The organism is Caproiciproducens sp. NJN-50, assembly GCF_004103755.1.
Classification (GTDB): Bacteria; Bacillota; Clostridia; order Oscillospirales; family Acutalibacteraceae; genus Caproicibacter.
On record NZ_CP035283.1, the window covers coordinates 405,559 to 429,274 of the forward strand.

Sequence of the window (23,716 nt, forward strand, 5' to 3'; positions counted from 1 at the left end):
CGGCGGGGAGGTACCCTATGTTGAACTTAGAGAAAGCGGAAGAAAAAATCTCAGAAGAACTGTCCGGACTGGCCTGTGATTCCGAAGCGTACTGGGGCTATGACAAGAATTATATGGATCAGTTCAGAAGATATTATAACGTCACGGCGGATTTTATCCGGTCCAATCCGGTCCGTGTTTTAAAAGAGGGAGACCGAACCGTCGGATTTTTCGGGCTCCAGAGCAACGAATCGAACTGGCAGCTTGAATTTTTCTACGTTTGTGCCGCTTCCATTGGAAAGGGATACGGGCGGAACTTGTGGAATGAACTGCTTGCTTTTTGCAGGGAAGAAAGGATCGGCCGGTTCGAGTTCGTAACCAGCCCGCAGGCGGTGCCGTTCTATGAGAAGATGGGCGCGAGGGTCGTCGGGGAAGAGGCGTCGCTGCTAAAAAAGGGGCGAACGATCCCCAAACTGCTGTATTCGCTGGAAGAATAAGGCCCGGATACGAAGGGGAAATCTCCGTAAAGTAGTTTAACTTTAAAAAGGCTGACACCCCTTGGGGTGTCAGCCTTTTGGCCTGGAAAGATGACGCAGTGCCGGTCCTTCTGTGAAAAAGAAAGTCCTTACTATTTTCCCAGGGCTTGTCTGCCGGCCGTGTCGGCGTCCCTGACGGCCTGCATGAATCTTTCTTCGGTCGGGTTTCCGGGGGCATAGGTCCACTCGACAACCGAGGACGCTTTTTTTGCGACGACCGGAAGGTCGGCCTGGGTCAGGCCGATTTCAGCCATTGTAACCGGCAGCCCGACGCTTTTGTTAAACGCGAGAATCCGGTCCCGCTCCTCGAACTGGCGGTCGTAAGTGAGAAGGCACAGCACGCCGAACGAAACGATCTCGCCGTGCAGGTGTTTTTCGCACGCCGGAACCAGCGAACTGCCGTAATAGACGCAATGGGCGAGCGAACTGTTGTAATAATAATCGTCTTTGGGATCGGGCTGATTCTGGTGTACGGTACAGTTCGATACGATGCCGGTGAGCATGATGATATCCAGCGCAACCTGCTCAAGCGCAAACGAGACCTTGTTGTTTTTGCAGTCTTCAAGAGCCTGCGTTCCGAGGCTGAGAAGCGGCGAGGTGCACGTTTTTGCAATTCCGAGCCCCAGAAGCGGAAGATGATGAAGCTTCTTGTCGCGGCAGGCAAACACGACTTCGTATTCCTTGGAAAGCGCGTCACCGATCCCGGCCCAGAACATGTCATACGGTGATTCGGCGATGATCCTCGTGTTGATGAACGTGTGGCAGGCGGGCTGTTTCTGATAATAATACTCTTTGAAGGAGCCGTCCTTGTTATAAATCACGCTCAGGTTTGTGCAGCTCGCGCAGTTGGAAGCAAGCGTCGGAAAGGTGAAAACCGGTTTGTCCAGCATGTCACCCAGGGTTTTGACCGTGTCGCAGGCCCTGCCGCCGCCGACCCCGAACAGCATCTCCGCCTGCTGAACGAGCGGGTCCTTCTTCAGATTTTCAACGTTTTCAAAACTGGAGTCTCCGCCGTACCACAAAAAACCGAGGAGGCTGACGTCCGAACCGGCCACGCCCGCCCGGATCGCTTCCTTTGCCTTTGCCATTGCCGTCTTTCCGCCGATGACAACCGCTTTTTTGCCGAAGTTTCTTGTGATGAAAGGAATTTCACGATAACAGTCTTCTCCAACGCTGTAATGGGGTAAATAGATGTTCTGGTTTGCCATTGTCAAGACTCCTTTTTATCGTTTTAAGTGAAAAATAAAAACAAAACGAGCGATTCATCCCATTAGGACGAATCGCTCGTGATACCACCTAATTTCGTATGAAAGCGTTACTTTCATACCTCACACAGCACGGATCATTTAAGATCGATGCCGCTTCCCATTTCTACGGCGGGCTTCCGTCAGAGCCTAATCAGAAGCACGGCCTCCTTTTGGTCTGCAGCTCCAAGATGATTTCGATTTCTCCGCCGGCGAAGCGATCCCACCATCCGCTTCTCTCTTTGCCCGGTAGGGGAGAACCTACTCTTTCTTTTCTCAGCTTTTTTATTTAATTTGTTCTTTATCATAGAACAGTTTTCCGCGTTTGTCAAGAACGGTTTGGGATGCTTTTTGCTTACCCGGCGCCGCCGCCGGGCCGAAATGGAGTGCGAAGCGGCAGCACGGAAAAGAAACTTTGTAAGATTCAGAAAATTCCCGGAAAAAGTTTATATAATTTGAAGGGCACAAACTTTTGTGAATCATTCGTATTGATTTTCTTTAAAAAGTATGCTACAATTCCTTTATCATATTGTTTGGCGATGGAGCCGGCGATTCCTTTTCAGGGAATTGTCGGTTCTGTTTTTTTATTGCGGGAAGGGTCCTGAGGCGCCTGATCCGACCCGCGGGAATTGAAAATAGGGGATGTTTTTGATGAACCACGGTGACGCAGCCTGGATGCTGACAAGTTCCGCCCTGGTCCTGCTGATGACGCCTGCTCTCGCGCTGTTTTACTCCGGCATGACAAAAAGAAAAAATACGGTCAATACCATTATGAGCTGCATTCTGACCATGGGCCTTTCCGCGGTGCTCTGGGTCCTTTTCGGGTTCTCTCTTTCCTTCAGCGGAGACGTGGGGGGATGGATCGGGAACCTGAACTGGGCGGGCATGAATTTCAGCGCGATGAACGATTCGACCTATCCGCCGGATACGCTGATCTTCGCAATCTTTCAGATGATGTTCGCGGTGATTACCCCGTCGCTGATCGTCGGGGCCGTGGTGGAGCGCATGCGGTTTTCCTCCCTGTCCGTCTTTGTGGCGGTCTGGTCCGTTCTGGTCTATTACCCGATGGCGCACATGGTTTGGGGCGGCGGGTTCCTGATGAAGATCGGTTCGGTCGACTTTGCGGGGGGAAATGTGGTCCACATCACTTCCGGCGTCAGCGCGCTCGTCCTTTCCATTCTTCTGGGCAAGCGAAAGAACTATGGGAAGATTTCCTATCATCCGCACAACGTGCCGTTTGTTTTCCTCGGCGCGGCGCTGCTCTGGTTCGGATGGTTCGGGTTTAACGCCGGCAGCGCCGGGGCCGCGAATGAGCTGGCGGCGCATGCCTTTCTGACGACGAACACCTCCGCCGCGGCCGCGATGCTGACCTGGATCCTTGTGGAAAAAGTGAAAAGCGGGATGCCGACTCTGGTTGGGGCGTCCACAGGGCTGGTAGTCGGCCTGGTTGCGATCACACCGGGCTCCGGTTTCGTGCCGGTCTGGGCCTCCCTTGTGATCGGCGGCCTTGCGAGCCCGATTTCCTATTTCTTTATTTCGGTCGTCAAAAGAAAATTCGGCTATGACGACGCGCTTGACGTGTTCGGCTGCCACGGTATCGGCGGCATCTGGGGCGGAATCGCGACCGGTCTGTTTACGCAGACCTCCGTCAACTCTTCCGCGAAGTGGAACGGCCTGTTCTTCGGCAGCGCGGATTTATTCCTGCGGCAGCTGGCCGCCATCGGCGTGGCGATCCTGTTTGCGGTTGCCGGCACGCTGATTTCAATTGCCGCGGCGAAGCTGGTGACGAAACGGATCCGTGTTTCCGCGAAGGAAGAGGAGATCGGTCTGGACATCGTGGAGCATGGAGAACCCGCTTATCCGGCGTTCAACGGCATGGATTAGCTGATTTGGAGGAGAAAAATGAAGAAGATTGAAGCATATATCCGGCCGGAGCAGCTGGAAGACATCAAGGAAGCGCTGAAATCGCTGAACGTCAACGGCATCAGCGTGACGCAGATCATGGGTTCCGGGTGTCAGCGCGGGTACCGCGAATTCGTTCGCGGCACGGAGGTGGACTACAATTTTTTAAAAAAGATCAAAATCGAACTTGTCGTTTCGGACTCTCGCCTGGAGGAGATCCTTGACAAGATCGTGGAAACCGCCAAGACCGGTCAGGTCGGCGACGGTAAAATCTTTATATCGGAAATTCAGGACGCTCTGCGCATCCGCACCGGCGAGCGCGGAGAAGCGGCCCTTCGATAAAGCTGCCAAATGGAAAGAGGTCAGCCTGACTATTCGGCTGGCCTTTTTTGTTTGATTAAGATCGTGAAACGTCCCGGCTTGCAAAGGGCGACCGCCCTTTTTTCATCATTGAAGTCGGCCCTGGGATAGAATATAATAAGACTGGACCGGCTGAAATTTTAAAAATTGGAATGTTTCTCACTGATTTTAAAAAGAAGCATGAACCTTTCTATTGCCTTTGCGGAGGGACATGATATGGGGCATCTGGGCTTTTCTTACGTTGGATTCATTTTTTTGCTGATGCTGACCATTCCCAACCTGATCTGGACAAAGCACCGGCCCAAAGGATACAGCAGCAGACAGGAAAGTCCGGTTTTGCTGGTTTTTGAAAAAGCGGGACAGGTCTGCGTGACCTGCACAGCGCTGATTTTTACCGATTTGAATTTAAACGGATGGTCTTTGTGGGATTTTTGGCTGGCCGCGGCGGCTGCTTTGATGATTCTTTACGAATTCTGGTGGGTCCGCTACTTTAGAAGTCATCAAACACTGAAAGATTTTTACAGCGGCTTTTGGGGGGTACCCGTCGCGGGCGCCACATTGCCGGTCACCGCGTTTCTGTTCCTTGGAATCTACGGAAAAGTGGTCTGGCTGATCCTCTCCGCCGTGGTTCTGGGGATCGGCCACATCGGCATCCATTTGCAGCACCGGAAAGAAATACAGCCGTAATCAGGAAGATTGAGTCATCGGGGAGCGCGGGCGGAGCGGTCGCCGATTCCGGCGTGAAAGCAAACGAAAAGAAAGGAATCCTGTCGTTATGAGTAAAATGTATGAAATATTCGGAAACGACGCCTATTCCATGACCAGAAAGCTCATGGAGGCGGCGGAAGTGATTAAAAAAATTCCATCGGGCGCCAACGTTGCGCTCAAGCCGAATCTTGTGGTATCGAAGTCGCCCGATTCCGGAGCCACCACCCACGCCGGAGTGCTGGCCGGGGTGATTTCGTATCTACAGGACCATGGGATCCGGGACATCAGCGTCATTGAGGGTTCCTGGGTCGGGGACAGCACGGGCCGCGCGTTCCGCGCCGCCGGATACGAAGAGGTGGGCCGGAAATACGGCGTGCCGCTTTACGACCTGAAACAGGATCAGACCCGGACGGTCCAGACTCCCCTGAGGCCGATGGAGATTTGCGGCCGGGCATTGGACGCCGGATATCTGATTAATCTGCCCGTTCTCAAAGGCCACTGCCAGACGGCAATGACCTGCGCGCTGAAAAACTGCAAGGGCTGTCTCCCCGACCGGGAGAAGAGGCGTTTTCATGCGGAGGGGCTGATGAAACCGATCGCCGCTTTGGCCAGTGCCCTGCGGCCGCCCCTCACGATCGTGGACAGCATCTGCGGCGATCTGGATTTTGAAGAGGGAGGAAATCCCGTTTACACCGGACGCATGATTCTTGGGGAAGATCCGGTTCAGCTGGACGCCTACGGGTGCCGTCTGATGGGGCTTCCTCTTTCCGAAGTTCCGTATATCGAGCTGGCGGAGCAATGGGGAGCCGGTTCTGCGCAGGTGTGCGGGGAGGATATCTTGCGCCTGAACGAACCGTCCCAGGGCGGCCGTTATCCCAAGCCCTCCGCGAAGGTCGCGCGGCTTACTGCCGGCGTGTGTCAGGACAGCGCTTGCTCGGCCTGTTACGCCAGTCTGGTCCGCGCGCTGTATTCCTGCGGCGGAAGCCATGGGACTCCCATTGCCATCGGGCAGGGCTGGAAGGGCAGAGAATTTCAGGGCCTGGGCATCGGCCGCTGCTGCGACGGCGCCTCCAGGCAGGTGAAAGGGTGCCCTCCCACCGCGGATGCGATTGCTGCCGCGCTCACGGGGAAAGAATAAAACCGCCCCGGTCTGCCTGCGACGGAAATCAGCCCGACTCGATTTTTGAGACGGCGTGTTTTGATACGGAGCGGACATAAGGAAAACCTAAGAGGGATGATATATGATTAATTCAAGAGAATTTGCCGCGATGCTTGGAATCTCGCAGTCCACCGTTTCCAGAGCAATGAACAACAGCCCGCTTGTGCCCTTGGAAAAGCGCCAATATATTCAAAAGATGGCCGGGCAGTACGGCTTTGCTCTGAACAATCAGGCGCGGGGGCTGAAAACCAGAAAGACAGGAATCATCGGAATCTTATTTCCCACCTTTTTTGAGAGCCTCAGCAAGAATATGATGTTTGCCTATGTCTACGATGTGGTGCAGCGGGAACTGATCAAAAGCGACTATGATATCATGATGGTGTACGATTACGATGAACAGGCCGGCATGAACGCATTCGAGCGGATTGTGAAAAGCCAGAAAGTGGACGGATTTATCACGCTTCGTTCTATTTTATCCGAGCGCGACAGGGAACTGATCGAGCAATATCATATCCCCTGCGTCGCCGTTTATAACGCTCAGGAGGAAGGGGCCAATTTCCTGCTGGACGGATATGATGCCGGACGTCAGGCCGGGGAATTTTTTGGAGAACTGCGGGATTATCATTATGGATATGTTACAGTCCCGGTGTCGGAAAAAGAAGCGCAAAAGCGCTTAAATGGATTGAAAGACGGTCTTTCGCGGCGGAATAAAACAGTGGATCCGGATCGGATTCTGGAGTGCAGCCTTTCCATGGAGGCTGCTTACCGGGCGGTGATGGGGCATCGGGACCGGTTCATGGAAGGGAAAAGCGCCATGTTGGTTTATAACGACATGATGGCGATCGGAGTCGTCAATGCGCTGAAGGATCTTGGGATTCCCGTTCCGGGACAAGTCCAGGTCATCGGAATGGATGATCTCCCAATCGCTTCCTGGATTCACCCTTCGCTGTCGACTCTCCACGCGCCGATTTATGAAATGGTGCACAGCGGTTGCTCCATTTTATACCAGATGATTCATGGGCAGGAAGTGGGACCTGTGAACCAGAGTTTCCGCTATTCTTTCATTCACAGGGAGACGACGGAAGCTTTTTTGGCGGAGTAAACTGGAAACGAATCTGTGGAGTATCAACAAAACGGAATGATATATGTTGTAAAAAAGATAAAAAGAATGAACTTACATTGACAGGAAATGTGAAAAGTGATATATTTCAATTAATGAATACGTAGTCATTAGCACGGTACTGACAAATATTACCCTTGTCGTGCCACGCGGAAAAGGGCCGGGAAAAAACAACGGAGGCGCAGTAGCGCGGAAAGAGGAATCAGTAATCCATGAAGAAACCAAACGTACTTTTTATCACGACAGACCAACAGCGCTATGACACGATTGCGGCTCTGGGGAACCGGGAGATTTATACCCCGCACCTGAACTGGCTGGCGGACGAAGGGATCTCCTTTACGAACTGCTATTCCGCCTGTCCGCTGTGCATGCCGGCCCGTGCCACCATCATGACCGGGCTGCAGGCGCAGCATCACGGCCTGACCGGCAACGACAGCAACGTGCTTCCAATGAAAGGCCGCGCAACCCTGCCCGGAATACTGACGGCGAACGGCTACCAGACCAGAGCGGAGGGAAAAATGCACTTTGCGCCCATGCGCGCCTGCTATGGATTTGAACACATCGAACTGCCGATGGACTACTTCAACGAGAAGCGTCGGGAGGGAAAAGCCAGCACCCGGCTGCACGGCGTCGGGGAGAACGAGGTGGAACCCGTCATCAACTGCATGGAGGAGCGGGAGACGCTGACTCACTGGATCGCGGACCGATCGGTCGACTTCGTCGAGAACCGCGATCCCACAAGGCCATTCTTCCTGTGGACCAGTTTTCCGAAACCGCACCCGCCCCTCGATCCTCTGCTGCAATATTGGAAGCTGTATGAAGACGCTCAGATTGCCCCGCCCGAAGTGGGCGACTGGGCGACAGACCTGAGCAGGGCCCCTCTGGGGTTTTACCGGGCCACATTTGCCCTGAACAACAGCTGGCGGATGACGGAGGAACAGCTGGTCCGGTCCAAAAAGGCTTATTATGCCTGCATCACGCAGATCGATTACAATCTGGGGATTCTTTTCGCGCGGATGAGAGAGCTGAATCTGCTGGAAAACACCTGGATCATTTTCACCTCGGACCACGGCGACATGATGGGAGACCACCGCATGGGTGCAAAATACAATCATCTGGAAGGGTCCTGTCATGTGCCGCTCATCATCAAGCCGCCTGCGGAATTCGGCAGCTCCGTAAAGGAATTTGCCGGGCAAAGGTGTGAAAAAACGGTCACTCTGGCCGATCTCATGCCAACGATTCTAAGCATCTGCGGCGCGGAATATAACGGGGAGACGGACGGAACCGACCTGCTGCGGTACCGTAAAACTCCGGAGGACAGAATCTTTTTCGGGAGCTGTGAAAACCGGTATTTTGCGGTGATCGACAAGGGTTGGAAATATCTTCAGACGAACTGCAACGGCGACGAACTGATGTTCCACCTGGAGGAGGACCCCAAGGAACTGCACGATCTTTCAAAAGACGAAGCGTTTGCCGAAAAGAAAGAGGAACTGAAAGCTCTCCTGATCCGGGAGGTGGAGAGGAGCAACCCGGGGCTGGTGGAAAACGGACGGCTCAAAGTAAAAGATCATTTGAATACCATAGGGGACGTCCCCCGCTTTCCGGGTCTGAACACAACGGTTTTCCCGAGAGATTCCTTCCATTAAAGCGCAAAAAATGCCGCCCCAAAGGGGCGGCATGAAAGAGGGAGGAGTATTGAAAAAGTATATAAAGTCCTCGTAAGAGGAACTTATTGTTCGTCTGCGGGCCTGTGGTCCGGTATTCCGTCCTTGCCGCAGGCCCCGCGCAGTATATTTTTTCGATTTTCGTTTTCCTTTTGGAATGATACTAGTATAGGCGGACTTTGTTACCCGCTTATGAAACCTCTTTGAAGTTTTATGGGATTTTTTATGAATAAATCATAAACATTGCCCTCCGGGCTGCGCCGGACGGCTTTCCCGCCGCGCATAACAAAAGCAGTCCTGCCCAAACGGGCGGGGCTGCTTTGTGGATTATTGGTCTGTCGATTGATCTCATTTTAATCGGAGCAACGGCATAAAGATATCGTCGACGATCTCCGTTATGGCCGCGTCGGAAATTTCCTGCTTTGCGATCAGCTCGAACCGCAGCAGATCCCACGGCAATGAGATGATCCGGGGCGTCAGCTTTTCAAGGCGGACTTCTCCGCGAAGTTCGGCGTTTTTCAAAATCCCCATCAAAGCCTCCGCCACCTTGTCCTTGCTTTCCGCCCTCGATCGGATGGCCTGGGACATAGCCGCCCTTATCGTGTTCCACATCAGTGGTTCCATCATAAGCCCCCGGATCGTCTGCGCGCCGATGGATTTCATCGGTTCTGAAAGCCCGCGCAGATAGGCGTATATGTCGTCGCGCAGGCTGCCGGTATTCGGAATCTCCGTTTTGATTTTGGGCATATATTTTCGCAGGGCGGCCATCACGAGCTCCGTCTTATTGGCCCAGCGTCGGTAAAGTACGGCCTTATTTGTTCCCGCCCGTGACGCGATGCTTTCCATCGTCAGATGCGCATAGCCGGTTTTGTCGAGTTCATCCATCGCGGCCTGCAGGATTGCCTCTTCCAGGACTTCCCCGCGGCGGCGCGTGTCCCTTTTTTGTTCATCCATCGTTTATTTTTTCCTCCAAGCCTCAGCGCTTCCCGGGACTCTGTTGTAAAAATGCATACAGGAAACGTGAAAGTTTCTTATTTCTATGTGGAGCATGCCACTTGAAAAAACTCTGCGCTTATTCTATCATGTTCGCATAAGAAACGCAAACGTTTTTTAAACAGCAAGGAGGACTTCTCATGAGTGAAACGGAAGGAAAACCGGCAAAAGAAAAACTCGATCCGGCCGTGCTCAAAGTTGCCATCATTCTGGTTGTCGGTGCGCTTGCGCCGCTGTTTGATTCGACGATGATCAATGTGGCGATCCATACCATTGCGGCGGATATGAAGGCGGACATTTCCGTCGTGCAGTGGATCACGACGGGATACGTTCTGGCGATGGGGCTGGCCGTCCCGATTTCGGGATGGACCACCAAACGATTTGGATGCAAACGATCCTACACGCTCAAAGGGCTGTCCCTCATCAGCGTCGAGGGCATCGACGCCATCCGCGAGGCGGTCAGAGAGCTGGAGCGCGCCGGTTATATCGTCCCGCTCCAGAGCGCGCAACGAAAAAGGCCAGCTCATGGGTGCCGAGTATGTTATTTACGAACAGCCGCATCTGCCGGGTCAGCCGCCTGCGCCGGAAAAGCCTATGTTGGAAAATCCAACGCAGGATAAGCCTGCATTGGATGCTCCTGCGCAGGGAAATCCAACGCAATTAAGAACTAACTTATCAAGTACCCAAAAATCAAATACGCATGGAGCAAATCCTTATCCATCAAATCCGAGCCGGGCGGGAAACCCCGGATCGGATGGGATCGGATACGAGGACGCGGCGCAAATCCGGGAAACGGTCAAGGAGAACATCGAGTACGATTTTCTTCTTCAGAACCGCAAAACCGACCGGGAACGGCTGGACGAGATCGTCGATCTCATCGTGGAAACGCTCTGCTCCGCCAATCCGACGATCCGCATTTCCAGCGACGATTACCCCGCAGCTCTCGTCAGGGAAAAGTTCCTGAAGCTGAACAGCGCGCATATCGAGTACGTTTTCGACTGTCTGGACAAAAACACCACCTACGTCCGGAACATCAGGAAATATCTGCTGGCGGCGCTGTTCGACGCGCCCAGCACGATGGACAACTACTACTCGGCGCTGGTCAAGGGACATTCGATTAGTACCTCTGGCAGACCGTAGAAAATAAGCAAAAATTCATTTCGCAGATCATGACCAGCAAAAGTCCTGTCCGCTCCTGCGAGGACATTGACGAAACGGCGCTCTCCTACGCCGAAATCAAGGCGCTGTGCGCCGGGGACGAGCGGATCAAGGAAAAGATGGACCTCGACATGGACGTGGCCAAGCTGAAATTGATGAAAGCCAACCATCAGAGCCAGCAATTTCGGTTAGAGGACAATCTGCTCAAATACTTCCCGGAGGAAATTGAGCGCAACAAAGGTTTCATTAAAGGTCTGGAAGCGGATATGGCGACGCTGGAAGCGCACCCGCACCCGAAGGACGGGTTTGCCGGAATGGTGGTATGGAGCGATTCCCTTACCGACAAGGACAACGCCAGTGCCGCCATTCTGGAGGCCTGTAAGGAGGTCAAGGGATTGGAGCCGATGGAGATCGGAAATTACCGGGGCTTTACCATGTTGCTGTCCGTGGAGGGGTTCGGACAGGATTTTATTCTTACCCTCAAAGGGCAGATGACCCACCGGGTAACTCTTGGTAAGGACGCGCGCGGCAATCTGATCCGTATCGACAACGCGCTTTCCGATATGCCGAAGCGGTTGCAGAATGTTCACGCACAGCTTGAAAATCTCCATTTGCAGATTGCGGCGGCAAAGGCTGAGATTGGCAAGCCGTTCCCGCAGGAGGCGGAGCTTGCGCAAAAGAGCACCCGCCTCGCGGAGCTGAACGCGCTGCTGGACATCGACAGCCGCGCCCCCGCCCAGCGGCAGGCGTCGGAGGTCATGGCGAAAAGCGAAAGTCCCTCCGTGCTGGAGAGCCTGAAAACGCCCTGCGTCTGTGGGACTGGAAAAAAACTGAAACATGAATTGGCACGATAGAGAAACGGCCCCGGTACGGAATTATTTTGTGTCTGAGCCGTCGTTCCGGGCGGCTGCGGCTTTTGCCTTGCGTTTCTGCTTTTGCTCGGTTTTCTTCCGGCGTTTTTCATCTATTTCATGCAGCCAGATGCTGACCGGCACTTTCCACGGCTCGCTTTTATTGGGGATGTTTTTCACAAGGCTGCGCGGGTTCAGGCCGAGGCATTGTTCAACCGGCATTTCTTTTTCGCGTCCTGCCACATCTGTTCGCTGTATGCCATTTTTTCACCCCGCTTTACGTTAAATATCTTATCACATAATACTTGATTTTGAAATCAGGAGGTTTCATATGAATACGATACCCGTATACAAATATCCCGCCGCCTATGCGCGGGGACATGGAGAGATAGAACAATACCGCGCGTCCCACAAGGCGAACATTGCCTGCCGGGATGCCATTGATGACGCCATCCGGGACAATTACCGCAATAATTGTCTCGGCAGCGACACCGCAAAACAGGTCATTGCCGAGTTTGGGTTTGACCGCACTCTCTATGTGCTTGCAAACACGGTCCGGGAGAAAGATTGGGATGGGCGCATTGACCGCAGAAATAAAGATTGGGCGCGGACGATTCCTGTCTTTGACGATGAGAACGGCTTTGGGGATAATCGAAACCTGGAATTTATCGTAGATAGAGCGCACCCCGGTCTGGTAGACCTTTTCATCAACCAGGCGCGGCGTGAATACCTGCTGACCCAGCCCCTGACCAAAGAGGACATTCAGTCGGAGGCCGCGCGGCTGCTCCGGCGTCTGCAAGCCGAGCGAGAACCGAACAGTCCCGGCGGTACGCATTTTATGGCGCAGCTCTCGCCGGATTTTCTGCTTCGCGCTTCCACCAAAGATCAGGACCGTCTGTTTGCTATGCTGCCATTCAAGTCCCTGACCTTCTCCGCGCTCAAGGATCGGAAAGGGCTTTTCGCGTTCATCCGGAAGGATGAAAACCGCGACCAGCCCCTCCGTCTGCCGAAACCGTCCGTCAGAAAGAAACTGGAGAGCAACCGAACGGCCCCGACGCCGCCCACCACAAAGCGGGATGCCCCGGAGCGTTGACGATGGCAAAACGAGAACGGGAGATTCAGCTCAAATTCCGCGTGACCCCGCAGGAGCGGGAGCTGATCGAGCAGAAGATGGCGCAGCTCGGCACCCGGAACATGGCAGCGTATCTCCGCAAGATGGCGATGGACGGCTATATTGTCAGGCTGGAGCTGCCGGAGCTGAAGGAGGTGGTTTCCCTCCTGCGCCGGTCCAGCAACAACCTGAATCAGCTCACCAGGCGCGTGCATGAAACGGGCCGCGTTTACGACGCGGATTTGGAGGATGTCCTCCAAAATCAGGGGCGGCTGTGGAGGGCGGCGAACGATATTCTCGCCGCATCCTTGCAAAAGAACGCCCACTGCGTTATGGTAGAATTAGGAAACGAAAGGGAGGTCGAAAAGATGAGATGATATTGAAAATACTGGTCGCCCCGGTTATCGTGGCGCTGACCCTGCTCGTCTGGATTTGCTCCGCCTTGCTGTACTGCTCGGCGTGGGTGTTCGGCCTCGCAGGGACACTGCTCGGTATCTTCGGGGTGCTGGCGATGATTGCCTTATTTCAAGTCAATCGTATTTGTGAGAACAATCACCTTGATACAGCGGTTCTACTGTACTGCCGGAATAGTCCTTAATCTCACCACTTGTTAAAGCATCTTTCAAATCCAGATATCTTTTTTCACCATTCACTTCGACCAGTGCCCAAACACGGGTAAATTGATTTCCAAATTCTTCTGCATATTCCACAAAGCCTTTCAGTTTATCAACTGAATCTGCAAGGTGAGTGCCGTGAGGATCAATCAGATACGGCTTTACATCACTGCCGACTTTCTCAAAGAAGATAAAGTCGGGGTGCATGGCCCTCTTGCCGCCCTTGGCCGTATCTTGATACATAACAGAGAGAGCATGGTCGCTGCCGTTACTCGGATTACGGTACCATGCGATTGCTCCGCGTCGCAGTTCTCTTGCAACAACAGCTTTTTCCAGGATATCCAACTCAAGCGGAGCAAGATGCGTTGTCGGATTATTCATAACGTGCTTCGGATAGCTATCCTGGTCACCGTCATAAATATCCTCAATCGGCTTAACGAGCTTAACAATTCTCTGAATACCGTTGATATACATCTTTGCAGAGAAATCTGCACGTGCCGCTTCTCCGAGCGCCGCGACAACCAGATCATACTTGTGCTGCAATTCATCGAGAAGTTCTCTTGCTTTTTCCGTTACGGCAGAAACGATTGCAGGAACGCTGGCCGCTGCCGCAATACTAATATTCGCTTCTCGATTAGAAATGCCTTTGCCATGTTCCTGGGCAAAATATTTATTTGTCAGAGCCAGCTCAAAGGAAGAGTCTGCCTTTTCTCTTGCGTGTCTTACAGCATAAGCATCGGCGGTATCAGTTCTTGTGTTTGTAGAAACGCTGGTTTCATCAAACATTTTGAAAACGACATCGGTGCTTTCAATTTTGGATAGCGCATTCTTCGCCTTCTCAAATTCATCTTTGAATGTCAGTATGGAATCGTTCAGCTCACGGAGCAATTTGTCCATCACATAATCTTCAGCGTCCAGATCAACCTCGTACTTGAGAAGAAGCCCGGTATAGTCCAGTAACCCCTTAATATAATTTCGCTTCTCGGCGCTGCGCTTTCTTGACATGATGGATTCAAATGCGTCATCAACACCAAGATCCGAGTCCCACTCCACCGTAACGGGATTGACGATAACCTTCCGTCCGGAATTGCCGGAGCTGGAACCATCGTCCTCACCGCCGTCTTTTGTAAGCCGATCAACAACTTTCTGAACAGTCTGAGGATCAAAATGCGGCAGGAAACAGGATACAGAATTCAGCGTATCAATATCCACACGCCTCGCAAGCGGAGTACGCACCATACGTCCAATGAGCTGTGAGATATAGGTATCGTCGCTATGCGGTCTCATGGAGTAGATAACCTCTGCACGTGGGCAGTCCCACCCTGTTGAAATTGCCTCTTTTGCAAACAAAACAAGAATATCTACATTCTCCTGAACTGACTCAGGTGCTACATACGGAATATCAAAGCTACCGATATGTAAATTTGCGTGTTCTCCAAACACATTTGCAAAAGATTTGTTCGGGTCTATGAAATCCAGCTTTGAGGCGATCTCGGAACAAAGACTATTCAATACCCGTTCACTCACATTATCCGGTACCTGTACGACCATTAGCGCCACAATTTCAGGCGCATCTGGGTTCTGTGCACACCAACCCGCCCATGCCTGTCTGGAGTTGTTCAGAGCAGTGCAGGCATCGCTGAGATACATACTGCTAACGGGGTCTTTCGCAGCCGGAACACGAATTAGAATGGTATCTTTCAAAAGGCCGGATTCCTGCACATCACGCGGTTTAATGCTGGTCATTGGAAATGCCACACGGTCTTTCTTGCCGTTCATAGCATCCTGGAAGCGTTTGATTGTCGCGGACAACCCGATAACAACCGGCATCGGACCGAGAGAGCCAAATCCGTCAATCAGTTGGGAATAAATTGTTGCCTTATCCCGATCTGTAACTGCTGAGGAGCCAAGTCCTCTGTGCGCTTCATCGAGTACCATGTAGACATGCGTATTTGACTGGTATGTGTTTTGCAGGAGCTGCCAGAAAGTCAGATGCTCTCCGCCCTTGACAAGCATACCCGTTTTCGCCAGCTTTTGTCGGTTTAGAAAGTACACATGACCAGCGTCTAACTGAAAATGATTATCAGTAAAGGTGTTCTCAATAGTCTCAATGAGGGATGGATCAAGATCTGTCGCCGCCTTGAATTTATCAATCGTCTGGTTATTCAGCGCAGGAGAATCCGTAACCCAAAGGACACAAGCCTTCGGGTCTCTCTGAATACCGAATTCCTGTGAGCCATTGAAGATAGCTTCGATAGCGGAGGCAGCCATAACCGTCTTACCGCTGCCGGTGACAGCATAAAGGCCGCAGCTTGTTGGCTGATTGGCACCGTAATAGGTGTCGCAAGCAGCAGTTATTCGCTTGAGTAGGTCACTAACGCCCTCAATTTGGAAAGGCTTTAATTCGTATTTCATGCTTCTTCACCCCTCGCTTGAGATTTCAAAGGAACGCAGATACGATTCGTAAAGCTGCGTTACGTTCCTGTCCGGGAAAGCAGCGCACATATCTCTGTACCGAGCGTCGTGGTCGGTCACAATGAAAAGGGTCTTTACTTCAGGCTTTTTCTGTACCTCACGGGTAAAGGCACCAATGTAACGATAATTAAAGAGAACAGCATAATTCTCAGAGATGTCGTATTTTTTCCCGTGTTGGATAACACGGCCTTTGCTGCCCGCTTTCATCCATAACAGCGGTGCGATCTCGTTAAATGCCATATCTGCCTGAACAACGGACGGTTCCAGGTAATCCAAATCAAAGAAGATAGCGTTTTCCTTAAATCCATCTGCCTTGTTTATACCAACAAGTTCTGGGTATAGGGGCTTTTTGACTTTTTTATACATTTTCCCTCGAACTTTTTCATCTGTCTCCGGGTCAAAAACATCTCCCTCAAAGGGTTCGTATTGATCTGTTTCGCATCCGTAGTTTCCGTCGATACTTACTCCGTTAATCGTTACCTTTTTCACTCCCCTGCAGGCCATGTGGTTTTCTTTTTTATTATCCTGGCTGGCGGGAATATTTCTGGGACTGCTGATCTACGCTTTCAACATTATATTCGAAAATAGATTTTTAGGAATTCTATGCGGCGCTTTTTTTGTGTTTCTTGATACGGCTGTAAGAAGCCAGGCAAAACTGGTTTGGTTTTCCCCTATATCCTGGGCAATGTTGGATAATATCAACATTGGCGAAAAAGTAGCGACGCCAAATATTCAATATGTCCTAACAATGTACGCTGTTTTAATTCTATTCCTCGGCATAACAGTGATTGTAAAAAGTAAGAAACAGGCGATTGAAGTCATGCCGCCTATTTAAGAGAAGGTGTAATAATGGAAGGCAATTTCATCGAAATTAATAATGTAAGCAAATCCTTTCAAGAAGCGAAGGTCCTGAAAAACATATCGGTATCTTTCAGCCGGGGTAAAATTCATGGCCTGATCGGTCGTAACGGGTCAGGAAAGACCATGTTGCTAAAATGTATTTGCGGTTTTGTAAGACCATCCTCTGGGGAAAGATATCGATGTTCCGGAAAGCATGGGGATCATTATTGAAGCACCGGGCTTTCTACCCAATTACAGCGCATACGAGAATTTGCATCTACTGGCTATGATTAAGAATCGGATCGGCAAAAAGGAGATTCATGAGGCTATCCGACGCGTGGGGTTAGATCCTGTCAGTAAAAAACGTGTCGGCAAGTATTCTTTGGGAATGAGGCAGCGCCTCGGCATCGCGCAGGCGATCATGGAAGATCCGAGTATTCTTATTTTGGATGAGCCTATGAACGGTCTTGACAACCACGGCGTGGAGGATGTGCGAAAATTGCTTATGGATCTGCGGGATGAGGGAAAAACAATTCTGATCGCCAGCCACAGTGCCGAAGATATTGACGTTCTATGCGATACCGTTCATGAGATGGATGCCGGTGTGATGCAAACGGTAAGATGATTTTTCAATAAAGAAGGGCGTATTTTGGCAGAGGGTGAATTGTCAAGTGAAGTGCAACAGATAAGAAGAAATGACTTCAGCAGGAGTTTTCCAATTCAAACATTTACGCGGGCGGTCGTTGAGACGCTCCATGACAAATGCCACGGCTTCTGGGGTAAGTTCTGTAAAACGGGTTCCTCTGGGGAAAAACTGACGAATCAATCCGTTCGTATTTTCCACAGTTGGCTTCTGCCACGGAGAGGCTGGGCGAGTGTAATAATACAACGCTTCAAAGCGGCTCTCAAATTCACGGTGGCAGTTGAATTCGATCCCTCGATCCGACGTTACCGTGCGGAGCGGAACCTTTCCGCCTTCAAAGAAGAACTCAAAGCCCCGCATGACTTCTTCCCGTCTGATGTTGCGCAGGACGGCCAGGCAGCAGTATCGACTTTTTCGGTCGGTCACATTCAGCAAATAAGCGCGTTTTGCTTGTCCGAACCCGATCGTGTCAGCTTCCCAGTCTCCAAGTCTCTTTCTGCGTAGAGCTTCTTTGCTTCTCTCCCGGATTTCCCGCGCCCCGGCCTTGTACCCACGAGTTTCTCCATGCTGACGGCCATAGTGACGCAGTTTCATCGTAAGTTGTACGGAACGTGGCAGCAAGTCCGCGCGTAGCGACCGATATATGCTGCTGTGCGAGATTTTCATGTCCCGGTCATCCGGATAGTCTAACCGGATTCTTCCGGCAATTTGTTCGGGCGACCATGACAATTCAAGCTTTTCGGATATGTAAGCTGTCAGACGTGGGTTTTGATACAGCCTCTTCCGGCGGCATTCCATTCGCCGTTCAAGGTACCGGGCCCGTGCCGGAACGCTAAGATATTTTTGTCCCGAACGGTTCCTCTTGATCTCCCGGCTGATTGTGCCCGGATCCCTTTGCAACCTGCGTGCAAGCTGCCTCATACTGATCCCGTTATTCCACAATTGGGCTATCAATGCGCGCTCTTTTGGTGTAAGATGGTGGTAGTCCATAAAAAGCCTCTCCTTCAGTGGTGTCTTTTCAACTCCTACTGTATCATGGATTTGGCTTTTTGTGGACTCTTTCTACCCTCCTGTTGCACTTGCTATTTTAATTCACCAGAGTACAGAAGACGCAGATACGGACGAAGGGTACGGAGAAACCGTTTTTTCTTATTGCTTGGCTGTGGATTGGTAATGACGGCGGCGCTCGGATTTATCAATGCCATTCAAAAAAATCTTATCACGATACCACGTAGTGATCAGAGCATTCAAAAGAAGATCATTGACGTACCGTACATCAGTCAGCAGGGTACTTTGGCGACAGGGTGCGAATTGGTCAGTTCCATGATGATTTTAAAGTATTACGGCTATGACGTCACAGCGGACGAGATCATAAGACGGACACCTCAGTCGGATTTAACACAGTCAAATAATGGGCTGACAGGAGCTCATCCCTCTGAGGCGTTTATTGGGGATCCCCACTCTCCCAACGGATTTGGCTGTTATGCGCCGGTGATCGCCTCCGTGATGAATTCGTTTTTTGAAAGGGATGGAACCAAGAAAGCCGTTGATGTGACAGGTACGGATTTGGAATCTTTGATACATAACTATATTGAGCATGACACTCCTGTTATCATCTGGGCGACAAGCAATATGAAGCAACCCAGGGCGGGAAAAAGCTGGACTATAGAAAATACCGGAGATACTTTTCAATGGATTTCGGGGGAGCATTGCCTCGTGCTGGTTGGATATGATCAGGACAGTTACTATTTCAATGATCCTTATGAATCAAACGGCTTGATTGCCTTTGAAAAAGGCATAGTAGAGGACCGTTTTCAAACGTTGGGACAGCAAGCGGTCGTGGTGAGTTCTTGAAGTTATAACTGATCGAGGTGACAGGACTTGAAGGCAGTGCAGTTCAGGGCCGCGTTCCGCGTGCCCCTGCTCCGGGAGTCAGAAGAGGTTTCCTGTTTTTGGTCCTCCGGGCTGCACCGGCAGGTTCTCGCCTGCCGCGCACAACGAAAAAGGCCGCCCGGCCACAAGGGCCGGACCGCCTTTTTGGTCGAGGTGACAGGACTTGAAGGCAGTGCAGTTCAGGGCCGCGTTCCGCGTGCCCCTGCTCCGGGAGTCAGAAGAGGTTTCCTGTTTTCGGTCCTCCGGGCTGCACCGGCAGGTTCTCGCCTGCCGTGCACAACGAAAAAGGCCGCCCGGCCACAAGGGCCGGACCGCCTTTTTGGTCGAGGTGACAGGACTTGAACCTGCGACATCCTGCTCCCAAAGCAGGCGCGCTACCAACTGCGCTACACCTCGAAAATTCATTTGGCTTTCCCAATTATAGGGGAAACAGTCAGGGATGTCAAGATGGTGCCGGCTGTAAATAGAAAATGAAATTTTTCTAAAATTTTGATTCAAAGGTCATGGTTTGTCTATATCTATGCTATAATGAAACCATAAGCATTAAGGAATGAAAGTACAGGAGGGCTGAACTTGAAACTCAGAACTTATCGCCGCCGCGGTATTGCGGCTTTATTGGTTTGCGCTCTGGCGCTTCAATTGACCGGGTGTGCAGCATCCGGACGTCTGACGTCCGCCGTTCCATCGTCTGCTGTGACGCAGGCTTCTTCCCGGGTGCCCTCCTCTTCTTCCGCTGCGGAGTCTTCGCCCTCCTCTTCTTCCGCTTTGCTGAATTCGTCGTCGGCTTCTTCGGCCTCGTCTTCCGTCCGTAAACAGACTGCATCCGTGAAAAGTGAAGTGAAAATTCCCCTGCAAGTATCGGAGACGAAAAAATCGCAGACGGTGGAACGGAAAAGCGTGCAAAAACGCGCCTTTTCGTCGGGCGGCTACTCTACGGTGGCCCAGACCGGCGGCTACCAGTCCTTGAAGACCGATGCGGAAAGAACCCTGTATCAAATGATCGGGGACAGTGTGTATCAGGTGGCGGTTTCAAAAACGGAACAAGGTTATGCTCCGACCGGGCAGATCGCCGTTCCGGGAAAGCTGACGGAGGCTCAGATCCGTTTGGTGACGACGGCTTATCTGGACGATCATCCCGAGGTATTCTGGATCGCCAATGCTTATTCATATGGATACCGGAACAACCAGACGATTTTGCAGCTTTACTCAGAGTTGACGCAGAGCGAATGCAATACCGCCCTTCTGGCATTCAATGGAAAGATACAATCCATCGTTCAGTCGATTCCATCCGGCCTGAGTGAATTCGACCGCGAAGAATACCTGTTTGATTACATAACGAATGCCTGTACCTATGACAGCGCGGCGGTAAATGACAGCAGCGACTGGAAAGCCTTTACGGCCTATGGCACCTTGATGGACGGAAAGTCGGTGTGCGAAGGTTACTCCAGAGCCATGCTGCTGCTCTGCGGTTATGCCGGCCTCTCCACCGTTCTGATCCGAGGGACCGGCAGCGGTGTTGGCCACATGTGGAATGGGATTAAAATCGACGGGAACTGGTATCACATCGACCTGACCTGGTGCGACAGCACGAAACTGATCTATAACTATTTCAATATTGATGATCAGACGATCAAACTGACGCATGTCATTGCACCTGCCGCTTCCTCTTTGACGGATGCCCAGATCTGCGGTGACAGTTCGATCTATAATCTGACCCTTCCCGTTTGTTCTTCCATGAAAGAAAATTATTTTATTGAAAAAGGAATTGTGATTTCAACGCTGAATGATTCCGGAGACAGCGCGGTTGTTTCCGCTATCGCGGCGGAAATGAAATCCAAAAAAGCGACGCTGGCATTCCGAATTGCTTCCGGCGATTACGATGGGACGGTAAAAGGGCTGACTTCCGCGTCGCCGTTCAAAATGGCGGCTTATCTTCAGAAAGGCGCCGCGGCTGCAGGGGTATCCCTGAACCCGAAGGATATCTCTTACGTGACGGATCAATCCGATTCGGGCTTGAATGTCTTTGTCTCTTACCAGTAAGGACGGCCTTAAAAAGAAAGCTGCAAAAAAAATGAAAAAAAGGGTTGACAAGAGGAGGTTGTTTTGGTATTATAGTGAAGCGCCTTGCGAAAGGGGCGCTGCGGAAAGAGGGTCTGAAAGGGCCGGGAAGCCGCATGGGACCTTGAAAATTAAACAACGAGAGACAGAAGAAGGAACCCGTAAAGGACGAGAGTGAAAAGTACTTTCGGACAAAAAGAGACGGAAAACTCTTTCAAAAAAATCACAAGCGATACGTTAGTGTATCGGACTTTAAGAGCCGAAGACGCTCTAAAAGAGATATAAACGCCGGAAGGCGAATATATACCAAATTTTAGAGAGTTTGATCCTGGCTCAGGACGAACGCTGGCGGCGTGCCTAACACATGCAAGTCGAACGGAACCATTTTTGAGCTTGCTTAGAGATGGTTTAGTGGCGGACGGGTGAGTAACGCGTGAGGAACCTGCCTTTCAGAGGGGGATAACGTCTGGAAACGGACGCTAATACCGCATGATATTCCGGAGTCACATGGCACTGGAATCAAAGGAGCAATCCGCTGAGAGATGGACTCGCGTCCGATTAGCCAGTTGGCGGGGCAACGGCCCACCAAAGCGACGATCGGTAGCCGGGCTGAGAGGCTGAACGGCCACATTGGGACTGAGACACGGCCCAGACTCCTACGGGAGGCAGCAGTGGGGGATATTGCACAATGGAGGAAACTCTGATGCAGCAACGCCGCGTGAGGGAAGAAGGTTTTCGGATTGTAAACCTCTGTCCTCAGGGACGATAATGACGGTACCTGAGGAGGAAGCTCCGGCTAACTACGTGCCAGCAGCCGCGGTAATACGTAGGGAGCAAGCGTTGTCCGGATTTACTGGGTGTAAAGGGTGCGTAGGCGGCACTGCAAGTCAGGTGTGAAAACCATGGGCTTAACTCATGGATTGCACTTGAAACTGTGGTGCTTGAGTGAAGTAGAGGCAGGCGGAATTCCCGGTGTAGCGGTGAAATGCGTAGAGATCGGGAGGAACACCAGTGGCGAAGGCGGCCTGCTGGGCTTTAACTGACGCTGAGGCACGAAAGCATGGGTAGCAAACAGGATTAGATACCCTGGTAGTCCATGCCGTAAACGATGATTACTAGGTGTGGGGGGTCTGACCCCTTCCGTGCCGGAGTTAACACAATAAGTAATCCACCTGGGGAGTACGACCGCAAGGTTGAAACTCAAAGGAATTGACGGGGGCCCGCACAAGCAGTGGAGTATGTGGTTTAATTCGAAGCAACGCGAAGAACCTTACCAGGTCTTGACATCCAACTAACGAAGCAGAGATGCATTAGGTGCCCTTCGGGGAAAGTTGAGACAGGTGGTGCATGGTTGTCGTCAGCTCGTGTCGTGAGATGTTGGGTTAAGTCCCGCAACGAGCGCAACCCTTGTGATTAGTTGCTACGCAAGAGCACTCTAATCAGACTGCCGTTGACAAAACGGAGGAAGGTGGGGACGACGTCAAATCATCATGCCCCTTATGACCTGGGCTACACACGTACTACAATGGCCGTTAACAACGGGAAGCGAAGCCGCGAGGTGGAGCAAAACCCCAAAAACGGTCTCAGTTCGGATCGCAGGCTGCAACCCGCCTGCGTGAAGCTGGAATTGCTAGTAATCGCGGATCATCATGCCGCGGTGAATACGTTCCCGGGCCTTGTACACACCGCCCGTCACACCATGGGAGCCGGTAATACCCGAAGTCGGTAGCCTAACCGCAAGGAAGGCGCCGCCGAAGGTAGGATTGGCGACTGGGGTGAAGTCGTAACAAGGTAGCCGTATCGGAAGGTGCGGCTGGATCACCTCCTTTCTATGGAGACATGAGTCATGAACAATGGCTCAGACATCCTAGGTCGGTTACGGAAGACGACTTCTGAACAATCGTTGTTTAATTTTGAAGGCCCCAAGCTGAGCTTGGAGGCACGGCCCGCCGGTGAGAACCGGCAGGAAAGTGCCTTTAAGTGGCGGGACAGTCTGAAAAGGCTCCCGGAATCAGTGTAGGGAACTTCAGTGAGAGAGAACTGAGAAGAACCAGACAGTTGAATCACTTCCATATGGGGGTATAGCTCAGCTGGGAGAGCGCCTGCTTTGCAAGCAGGAGGTCAACGGTTCGATCCCGTTTATCTCCACCACGGACAGACGTCCGTTTCGTCGCGCACAGAACGGGCTGGAAACAGCCGGCAGAGTGCCCGCGCAACAGAAGGAAGTCCGAAAAGTGAACAGGGTGAAGGGTAAGAACCTGAAACCGGCGTTGGAAATGCGAAGGATTGGGGATCAAACCTCTAGCCAGAGCGTCCGACAACAAAATATGGGCTTATAGCTCAGCCGGTTAGAGCGCACGCCTGATAAGCGTGAGGTCGGTGGTTCGAGTCCACTTAAGCCCACCAGC

Annotated in this window: 19 protein-coding genes, 3 tRNA genes, 1 rRNA gene, 3 pseudogenes and 1 other annotated feature; of the genes and pseudogenes, 19 read left to right on the forward strand and 7 right to left on the reverse strand. The window is 51.9% G+C overall.

Going from position 1 to position 23,716, the window contains the following annotated elements:
- The first annotated feature begins 17 nt into the window (after nucleotides 1-17).
- Nucleotides 18-476, forward strand: coding sequence for a GNAT family N-acetyltransferase (locus EQM14_RS02070; protein ID WP_205703188.1), 459 nt, complete (start codon nucleotides 18-20; stop codon nucleotides 474-476).
- Between the two features lie 131 nt (nucleotides 477-607).
- On the opposite strand, the gene EQM14_RS02075 is transcribed toward EQM14_RS02070, so the two are convergent.
- Nucleotides 608-1,723, reverse strand: a complete 1,116-nt coding sequence (locus EQM14_RS02075) for an iron-containing alcohol dehydrogenase family protein (RefSeq protein WP_128741401.1) — start codon at nucleotides 1,721-1,723, stop codon at nucleotides 608-610.
- A 60-nt stretch (nucleotides 1,724-1,783) separates the two neighbouring features.
- Nucleotides 1,784-2,046, reverse strand: a binding site (T-box leader).
- Between the two features lie 355 nt (nucleotides 2,047-2,401).
- Between EQM14_RS02075 and EQM14_RS02080 the strand changes: the two genes are divergently transcribed.
- The 6 genes from EQM14_RS02080 (at nucleotide 2,402) to EQM14_RS02105 (ending at nucleotide 8,654) form a co-directional block, all read left to right on the forward strand.
- A complete protein-coding gene (locus EQM14_RS02080; RefSeq protein WP_128741402.1) occupies nucleotides 2,402-3,643 on the forward strand; it encodes an ammonium transporter in 1,242 nt (413 codons plus the stop codon).
- Between the two features lie 18 nt (nucleotides 3,644-3,661).
- Nucleotides 3,662-4,003, forward strand: coding sequence for a P-II family nitrogen regulator (locus EQM14_RS02085; protein ID WP_128741403.1), 342 nt, complete (start codon nucleotides 3,662-3,664; stop codon nucleotides 4,001-4,003).
- A gap of 234 nt (nucleotides 4,004-4,237) precedes the next feature.
- On the forward strand, nucleotides 4,238-4,708 hold the full coding sequence (locus EQM14_RS02090; protein ID WP_128741404.1) for a hypothetical protein: 471 nt from the start codon (nucleotides 4,238-4,240) through the stop codon (nucleotides 4,706-4,708).
- An 88-nt stretch (nucleotides 4,709-4,796) separates the two neighbouring features.
- Nucleotides 4,797-5,867, forward strand: coding sequence for a DUF362 domain-containing protein (locus EQM14_RS02095; RefSeq protein ID WP_128741405.1), 1,071 nt, complete (start codon nucleotides 4,797-4,799; stop codon nucleotides 5,865-5,867).
- A 103-nt stretch (nucleotides 5,868-5,970) separates the two neighbouring features.
- Nucleotides 5,971-6,990 carry a LacI family DNA-binding transcriptional regulator gene (locus EQM14_RS02100; protein ID WP_128741406.1) on the forward strand — a complete coding sequence of 340 codons (1,020 nt, stop codon included), beginning with the start codon at nucleotides 5,971-5,973 and terminating at the stop codon, nucleotides 6,988-6,990.
- Nucleotides 6,991-7,220: 230 nt separating this feature from the next.
- Nucleotides 7,221-8,654 carry a sulfatase-like hydrolase/transferase gene (locus tag EQM14_RS02105; protein ID WP_128741407.1) on the forward strand — a complete coding sequence of 478 codons (1,434 nt, stop codon included), beginning with the start codon at nucleotides 7,221-7,223 and terminating at the stop codon, nucleotides 8,652-8,654.
- A 366-nt stretch (nucleotides 8,655-9,020) separates the two neighbouring features.
- Here EQM14_RS02105 and EQM14_RS02110 read toward each other — a convergent pair whose 3' ends face one another.
- Nucleotides 9,021-9,626 carry a TetR/AcrR family transcriptional regulator gene (locus EQM14_RS02110; protein WP_128741408.1) on the reverse strand — a complete coding sequence of 202 codons (606 nt, stop codon included), beginning with the start codon at nucleotides 9,624-9,626 and terminating at the stop codon, nucleotides 9,021-9,023.
- 179 nt (nucleotides 9,627-9,805) lie between these two features.
- Between EQM14_RS02110 and EQM14_RS16580 the strand changes: the two genes are divergently transcribed.
- From EQM14_RS16580 to EQM14_RS02120, 3 genes and pseudogenes are all read left to right on the forward strand, one after another.
- Entirely contained in the window at nucleotides 9,806-10,285 is a 480-nt protein-coding gene (locus EQM14_RS16580) for an MFS transporter (protein ID WP_243112585.1), read from the forward strand.
- Nucleotides 10,260-10,712 (forward strand): annotated as a pseudogene (locus tag EQM14_RS16240) (DUF6017 domain-containing protein); the annotation flags it as partial. The gene EQM14_RS16580 and the pseudogene EQM14_RS16240, both read left to right, overlap by 26 nt.
- A gap of 56 nt (nucleotides 10,713-10,768) precedes the next feature.
- Nucleotides 10,769-11,677: pseudogene (locus tag EQM14_RS02120) on the forward strand (DEAD/DEAH box helicase); the annotation flags it as partial.
- A 21-nt stretch (nucleotides 11,678-11,698) separates the two neighbouring features.
- Here the strand turns inward: EQM14_RS02120 and EQM14_RS02125 are convergent.
- A complete protein-coding gene (locus tag EQM14_RS02125; protein ID WP_243112586.1) occupies nucleotides 11,699-11,896 on the reverse strand; it encodes a hypothetical protein in 198 nt (65 codons plus the stop codon).
- Nucleotides 11,897-12,005: 109 nt separating this feature from the next.
- Here EQM14_RS02125 and EQM14_RS02130 point away from each other — a divergent pair, with 109 nt between their 5' ends.
- Nucleotides 12,006-12,767, forward strand: coding sequence for a DUF3849 domain-containing protein (locus tag EQM14_RS02130; protein ID WP_128741409.1), 762 nt, complete (start codon nucleotides 12,006-12,008; stop codon nucleotides 12,765-12,767).
- Nucleotides 12,768-12,769: 2 nt separating this feature from the next.
- Nucleotides 12,770-13,162: a plasmid mobilization protein gene (locus tag EQM14_RS02135; protein WP_128741410.1), complete on the forward strand. Its 393-nt coding sequence runs from the start codon at nucleotides 12,770-12,772 to the stop codon at nucleotides 13,160-13,162.
- A gap of 153 nt (nucleotides 13,163-13,315) precedes the next feature.
- On the opposite strand, the gene EQM14_RS02145 is transcribed toward EQM14_RS02135, so the two are convergent.
- A complete protein-coding gene (locus EQM14_RS02145; RefSeq protein WP_128741411.1) occupies nucleotides 13,316-15,814 on the reverse strand; it encodes a DEAD/DEAH box helicase in 2,499 nt (832 codons plus the stop codon).
- Between the two features lie 6 nt (nucleotides 15,815-15,820).
- Nucleotides 15,821-16,363: a hypothetical protein gene (locus tag EQM14_RS02150; RefSeq protein ID WP_128741412.1), complete on the reverse strand. Its 543-nt coding sequence runs from the start codon at nucleotides 16,361-16,363 to the stop codon at nucleotides 15,821-15,823.
- A 13-nt stretch (nucleotides 16,364-16,376) separates the two neighbouring features.
- Here EQM14_RS02150 and EQM14_RS02155 point away from each other — a divergent pair, with 13 nt between their 5' ends.
- Nucleotides 16,377-16,709, forward strand: a complete 333-nt coding sequence (locus EQM14_RS02155) for a hypothetical protein (protein ID WP_128741413.1) — start codon at nucleotides 16,377-16,379, stop codon at nucleotides 16,707-16,709.
- Between the two features lie 14 nt (nucleotides 16,710-16,723).
- A pseudogene (locus EQM14_RS02160) lies at nucleotides 16,724-17,339 on the forward strand (ATP-binding cassette domain-containing protein).
- A 42-nt stretch (nucleotides 17,340-17,381) separates the two neighbouring features.
- Here EQM14_RS02160 and EQM14_RS02165 read toward each other — a convergent pair.
- The gene (locus tag EQM14_RS02165; RefSeq protein WP_128741414.1) at nucleotides 17,382-18,347 is read right to left on the reverse strand and encodes an IS30 family transposase; all 966 of its coding nucleotides are present in this window, start codon (nucleotides 18,345-18,347) and stop codon (nucleotides 17,382-17,384) included.
- Between the two features lie 183 nt (nucleotides 18,348-18,530).
- Between EQM14_RS02165 and EQM14_RS02170 the strand changes: the two genes are divergently transcribed.
- Nucleotides 18,531-19,211 carry a C39 family peptidase gene (locus EQM14_RS02170; RefSeq protein WP_164918921.1) on the forward strand — a complete coding sequence of 227 codons (681 nt, stop codon included), beginning with the start codon at nucleotides 18,531-18,533 and terminating at the stop codon, nucleotides 19,209-19,211.
- 359 nt (nucleotides 19,212-19,570) lie between these two features.
- On the opposite strand, the gene EQM14_RS02175 is transcribed toward EQM14_RS02170, so the two are convergent.
- Nucleotides 19,571-19,646, reverse strand: a tRNA-Pro gene (locus EQM14_RS02175).
- A gap of 177 nt (nucleotides 19,647-19,823) precedes the next feature.
- Between EQM14_RS02175 and EQM14_RS02180 the strand changes: the two genes are divergently transcribed.
- From EQM14_RS02180 to EQM14_RS02195, 4 genes are all read left to right on the forward strand, one after another.
- Nucleotides 19,824-21,290: a transglutaminase domain-containing protein gene (locus EQM14_RS02180; RefSeq protein ID WP_128741416.1), complete on the forward strand. Its 1,467-nt coding sequence runs from the start codon at nucleotides 19,824-19,826 to the stop codon at nucleotides 21,288-21,290.
- Nucleotides 21,291-21,618: 328 nt separating this feature from the next.
- Nucleotides 21,619-23,137: ribosomal RNA gene (locus EQM14_RS02185) — 16S ribosomal RNA — on the forward strand.
- 246 nt (nucleotides 23,138-23,383) lie between these two features.
- Nucleotides 23,384-23,459, forward strand: a tRNA-Ala gene (locus EQM14_RS02190).
- 178 nt (nucleotides 23,460-23,637) lie between these two features.
- Nucleotides 23,638-23,714 (forward strand) — tRNA-Ile (locus EQM14_RS02195).
- Nucleotides 23,715-23,716: the final 2 nt, after the last annotated feature.

Coding starts and splice junctions, on each gene's coding strand:
- EQM14_RS02070 (WP_205703188.1), top strand. CDS start 18: ATGTTGAACTTAGAGAAAGCGGAAGAAAAAATCTCAGAAGAACTGTCC.
- EQM14_RS02075 (WP_128741401.1), bottom strand. CDS start 1,723: ATGGCAAACCAGAACATCTATTTACCCCATTACAGCGTTGGAGAAGAC.
- EQM14_RS02080 (WP_128741402.1), top strand. CDS start 2,402: ATGTTTTTGATGAACCACGGTGACGCAGCCTGGATGCTGACAAGTTCC.
- EQM14_RS02085 (WP_128741403.1), top strand. CDS start 3,662: ATGAAGAAGATTGAAGCATATATCCGGCCGGAGCAGCTGGAAGACATC.
- EQM14_RS02090 (WP_128741404.1), top strand. CDS start 4,238: ATGGGGCATCTGGGCTTTTCTTACGTTGGATTCATTTTTTTGCTGATG.
- EQM14_RS02095 (WP_128741405.1), top strand. CDS start 4,797: ATGAGTAAAATGTATGAAATATTCGGAAACGACGCCTATTCCATGACC.
- EQM14_RS02100 (WP_128741406.1), top strand. CDS start 5,971: ATGATTAATTCAAGAGAATTTGCCGCGATGCTTGGAATCTCGCAGTCC.
- EQM14_RS02105 (WP_128741407.1), top strand. CDS start 7,221: ATGAAGAAACCAAACGTACTTTTTATCACGACAGACCAACAGCGCTAT.
- EQM14_RS02110 (WP_128741408.1), bottom strand. CDS start 9,626: ATGGATGAACAAAAAAGGGACACGCGCCGCCGCGGGGAAGTCCTGGAA.
- EQM14_RS16580 (WP_243112585.1), top strand. CDS start 9,806: ATGAGTGAAACGGAAGGAAAACCGGCAAAAGAAAAACTCGATCCGGCC.
- EQM14_RS02125 (WP_243112586.1), bottom strand. CDS start 11,896: ATGCCGGTTGAACAATGCCTCGGCCTGAACCCGCGCAGCCTTGTGAAA.
- EQM14_RS02130 (WP_128741409.1), top strand. CDS start 12,006: ATGAATACGATACCCGTATACAAATATCCCGCCGCCTATGCGCGGGGA.
- EQM14_RS02135 (WP_128741410.1), top strand. CDS start 12,770: ATGGCAAAACGAGAACGGGAGATTCAGCTCAAATTCCGCGTGACCCCG.
- EQM14_RS02145 (WP_128741411.1), bottom strand. CDS start 15,814: ATGAAATACGAATTAAAGCCTTTCCAAATTGAGGGCGTTAGTGACCTA.
- EQM14_RS02155 (WP_128741413.1), top strand. CDS start 16,377: ATGTGGTTTTCTTTTTTATTATCCTGGCTGGCGGGAATATTTCTGGGA.
- EQM14_RS02165 (WP_128741414.1), bottom strand. CDS start 18,347: ATGGACTACCACCATCTTACACCAAAAGAGCGCGCATTGATAGCCCAA.
- EQM14_RS02170 (WP_164918921.1), top strand. CDS start 18,531: ATGACGGCGGCGCTCGGATTTATCAATGCCATTCAAAAAAATCTTATC.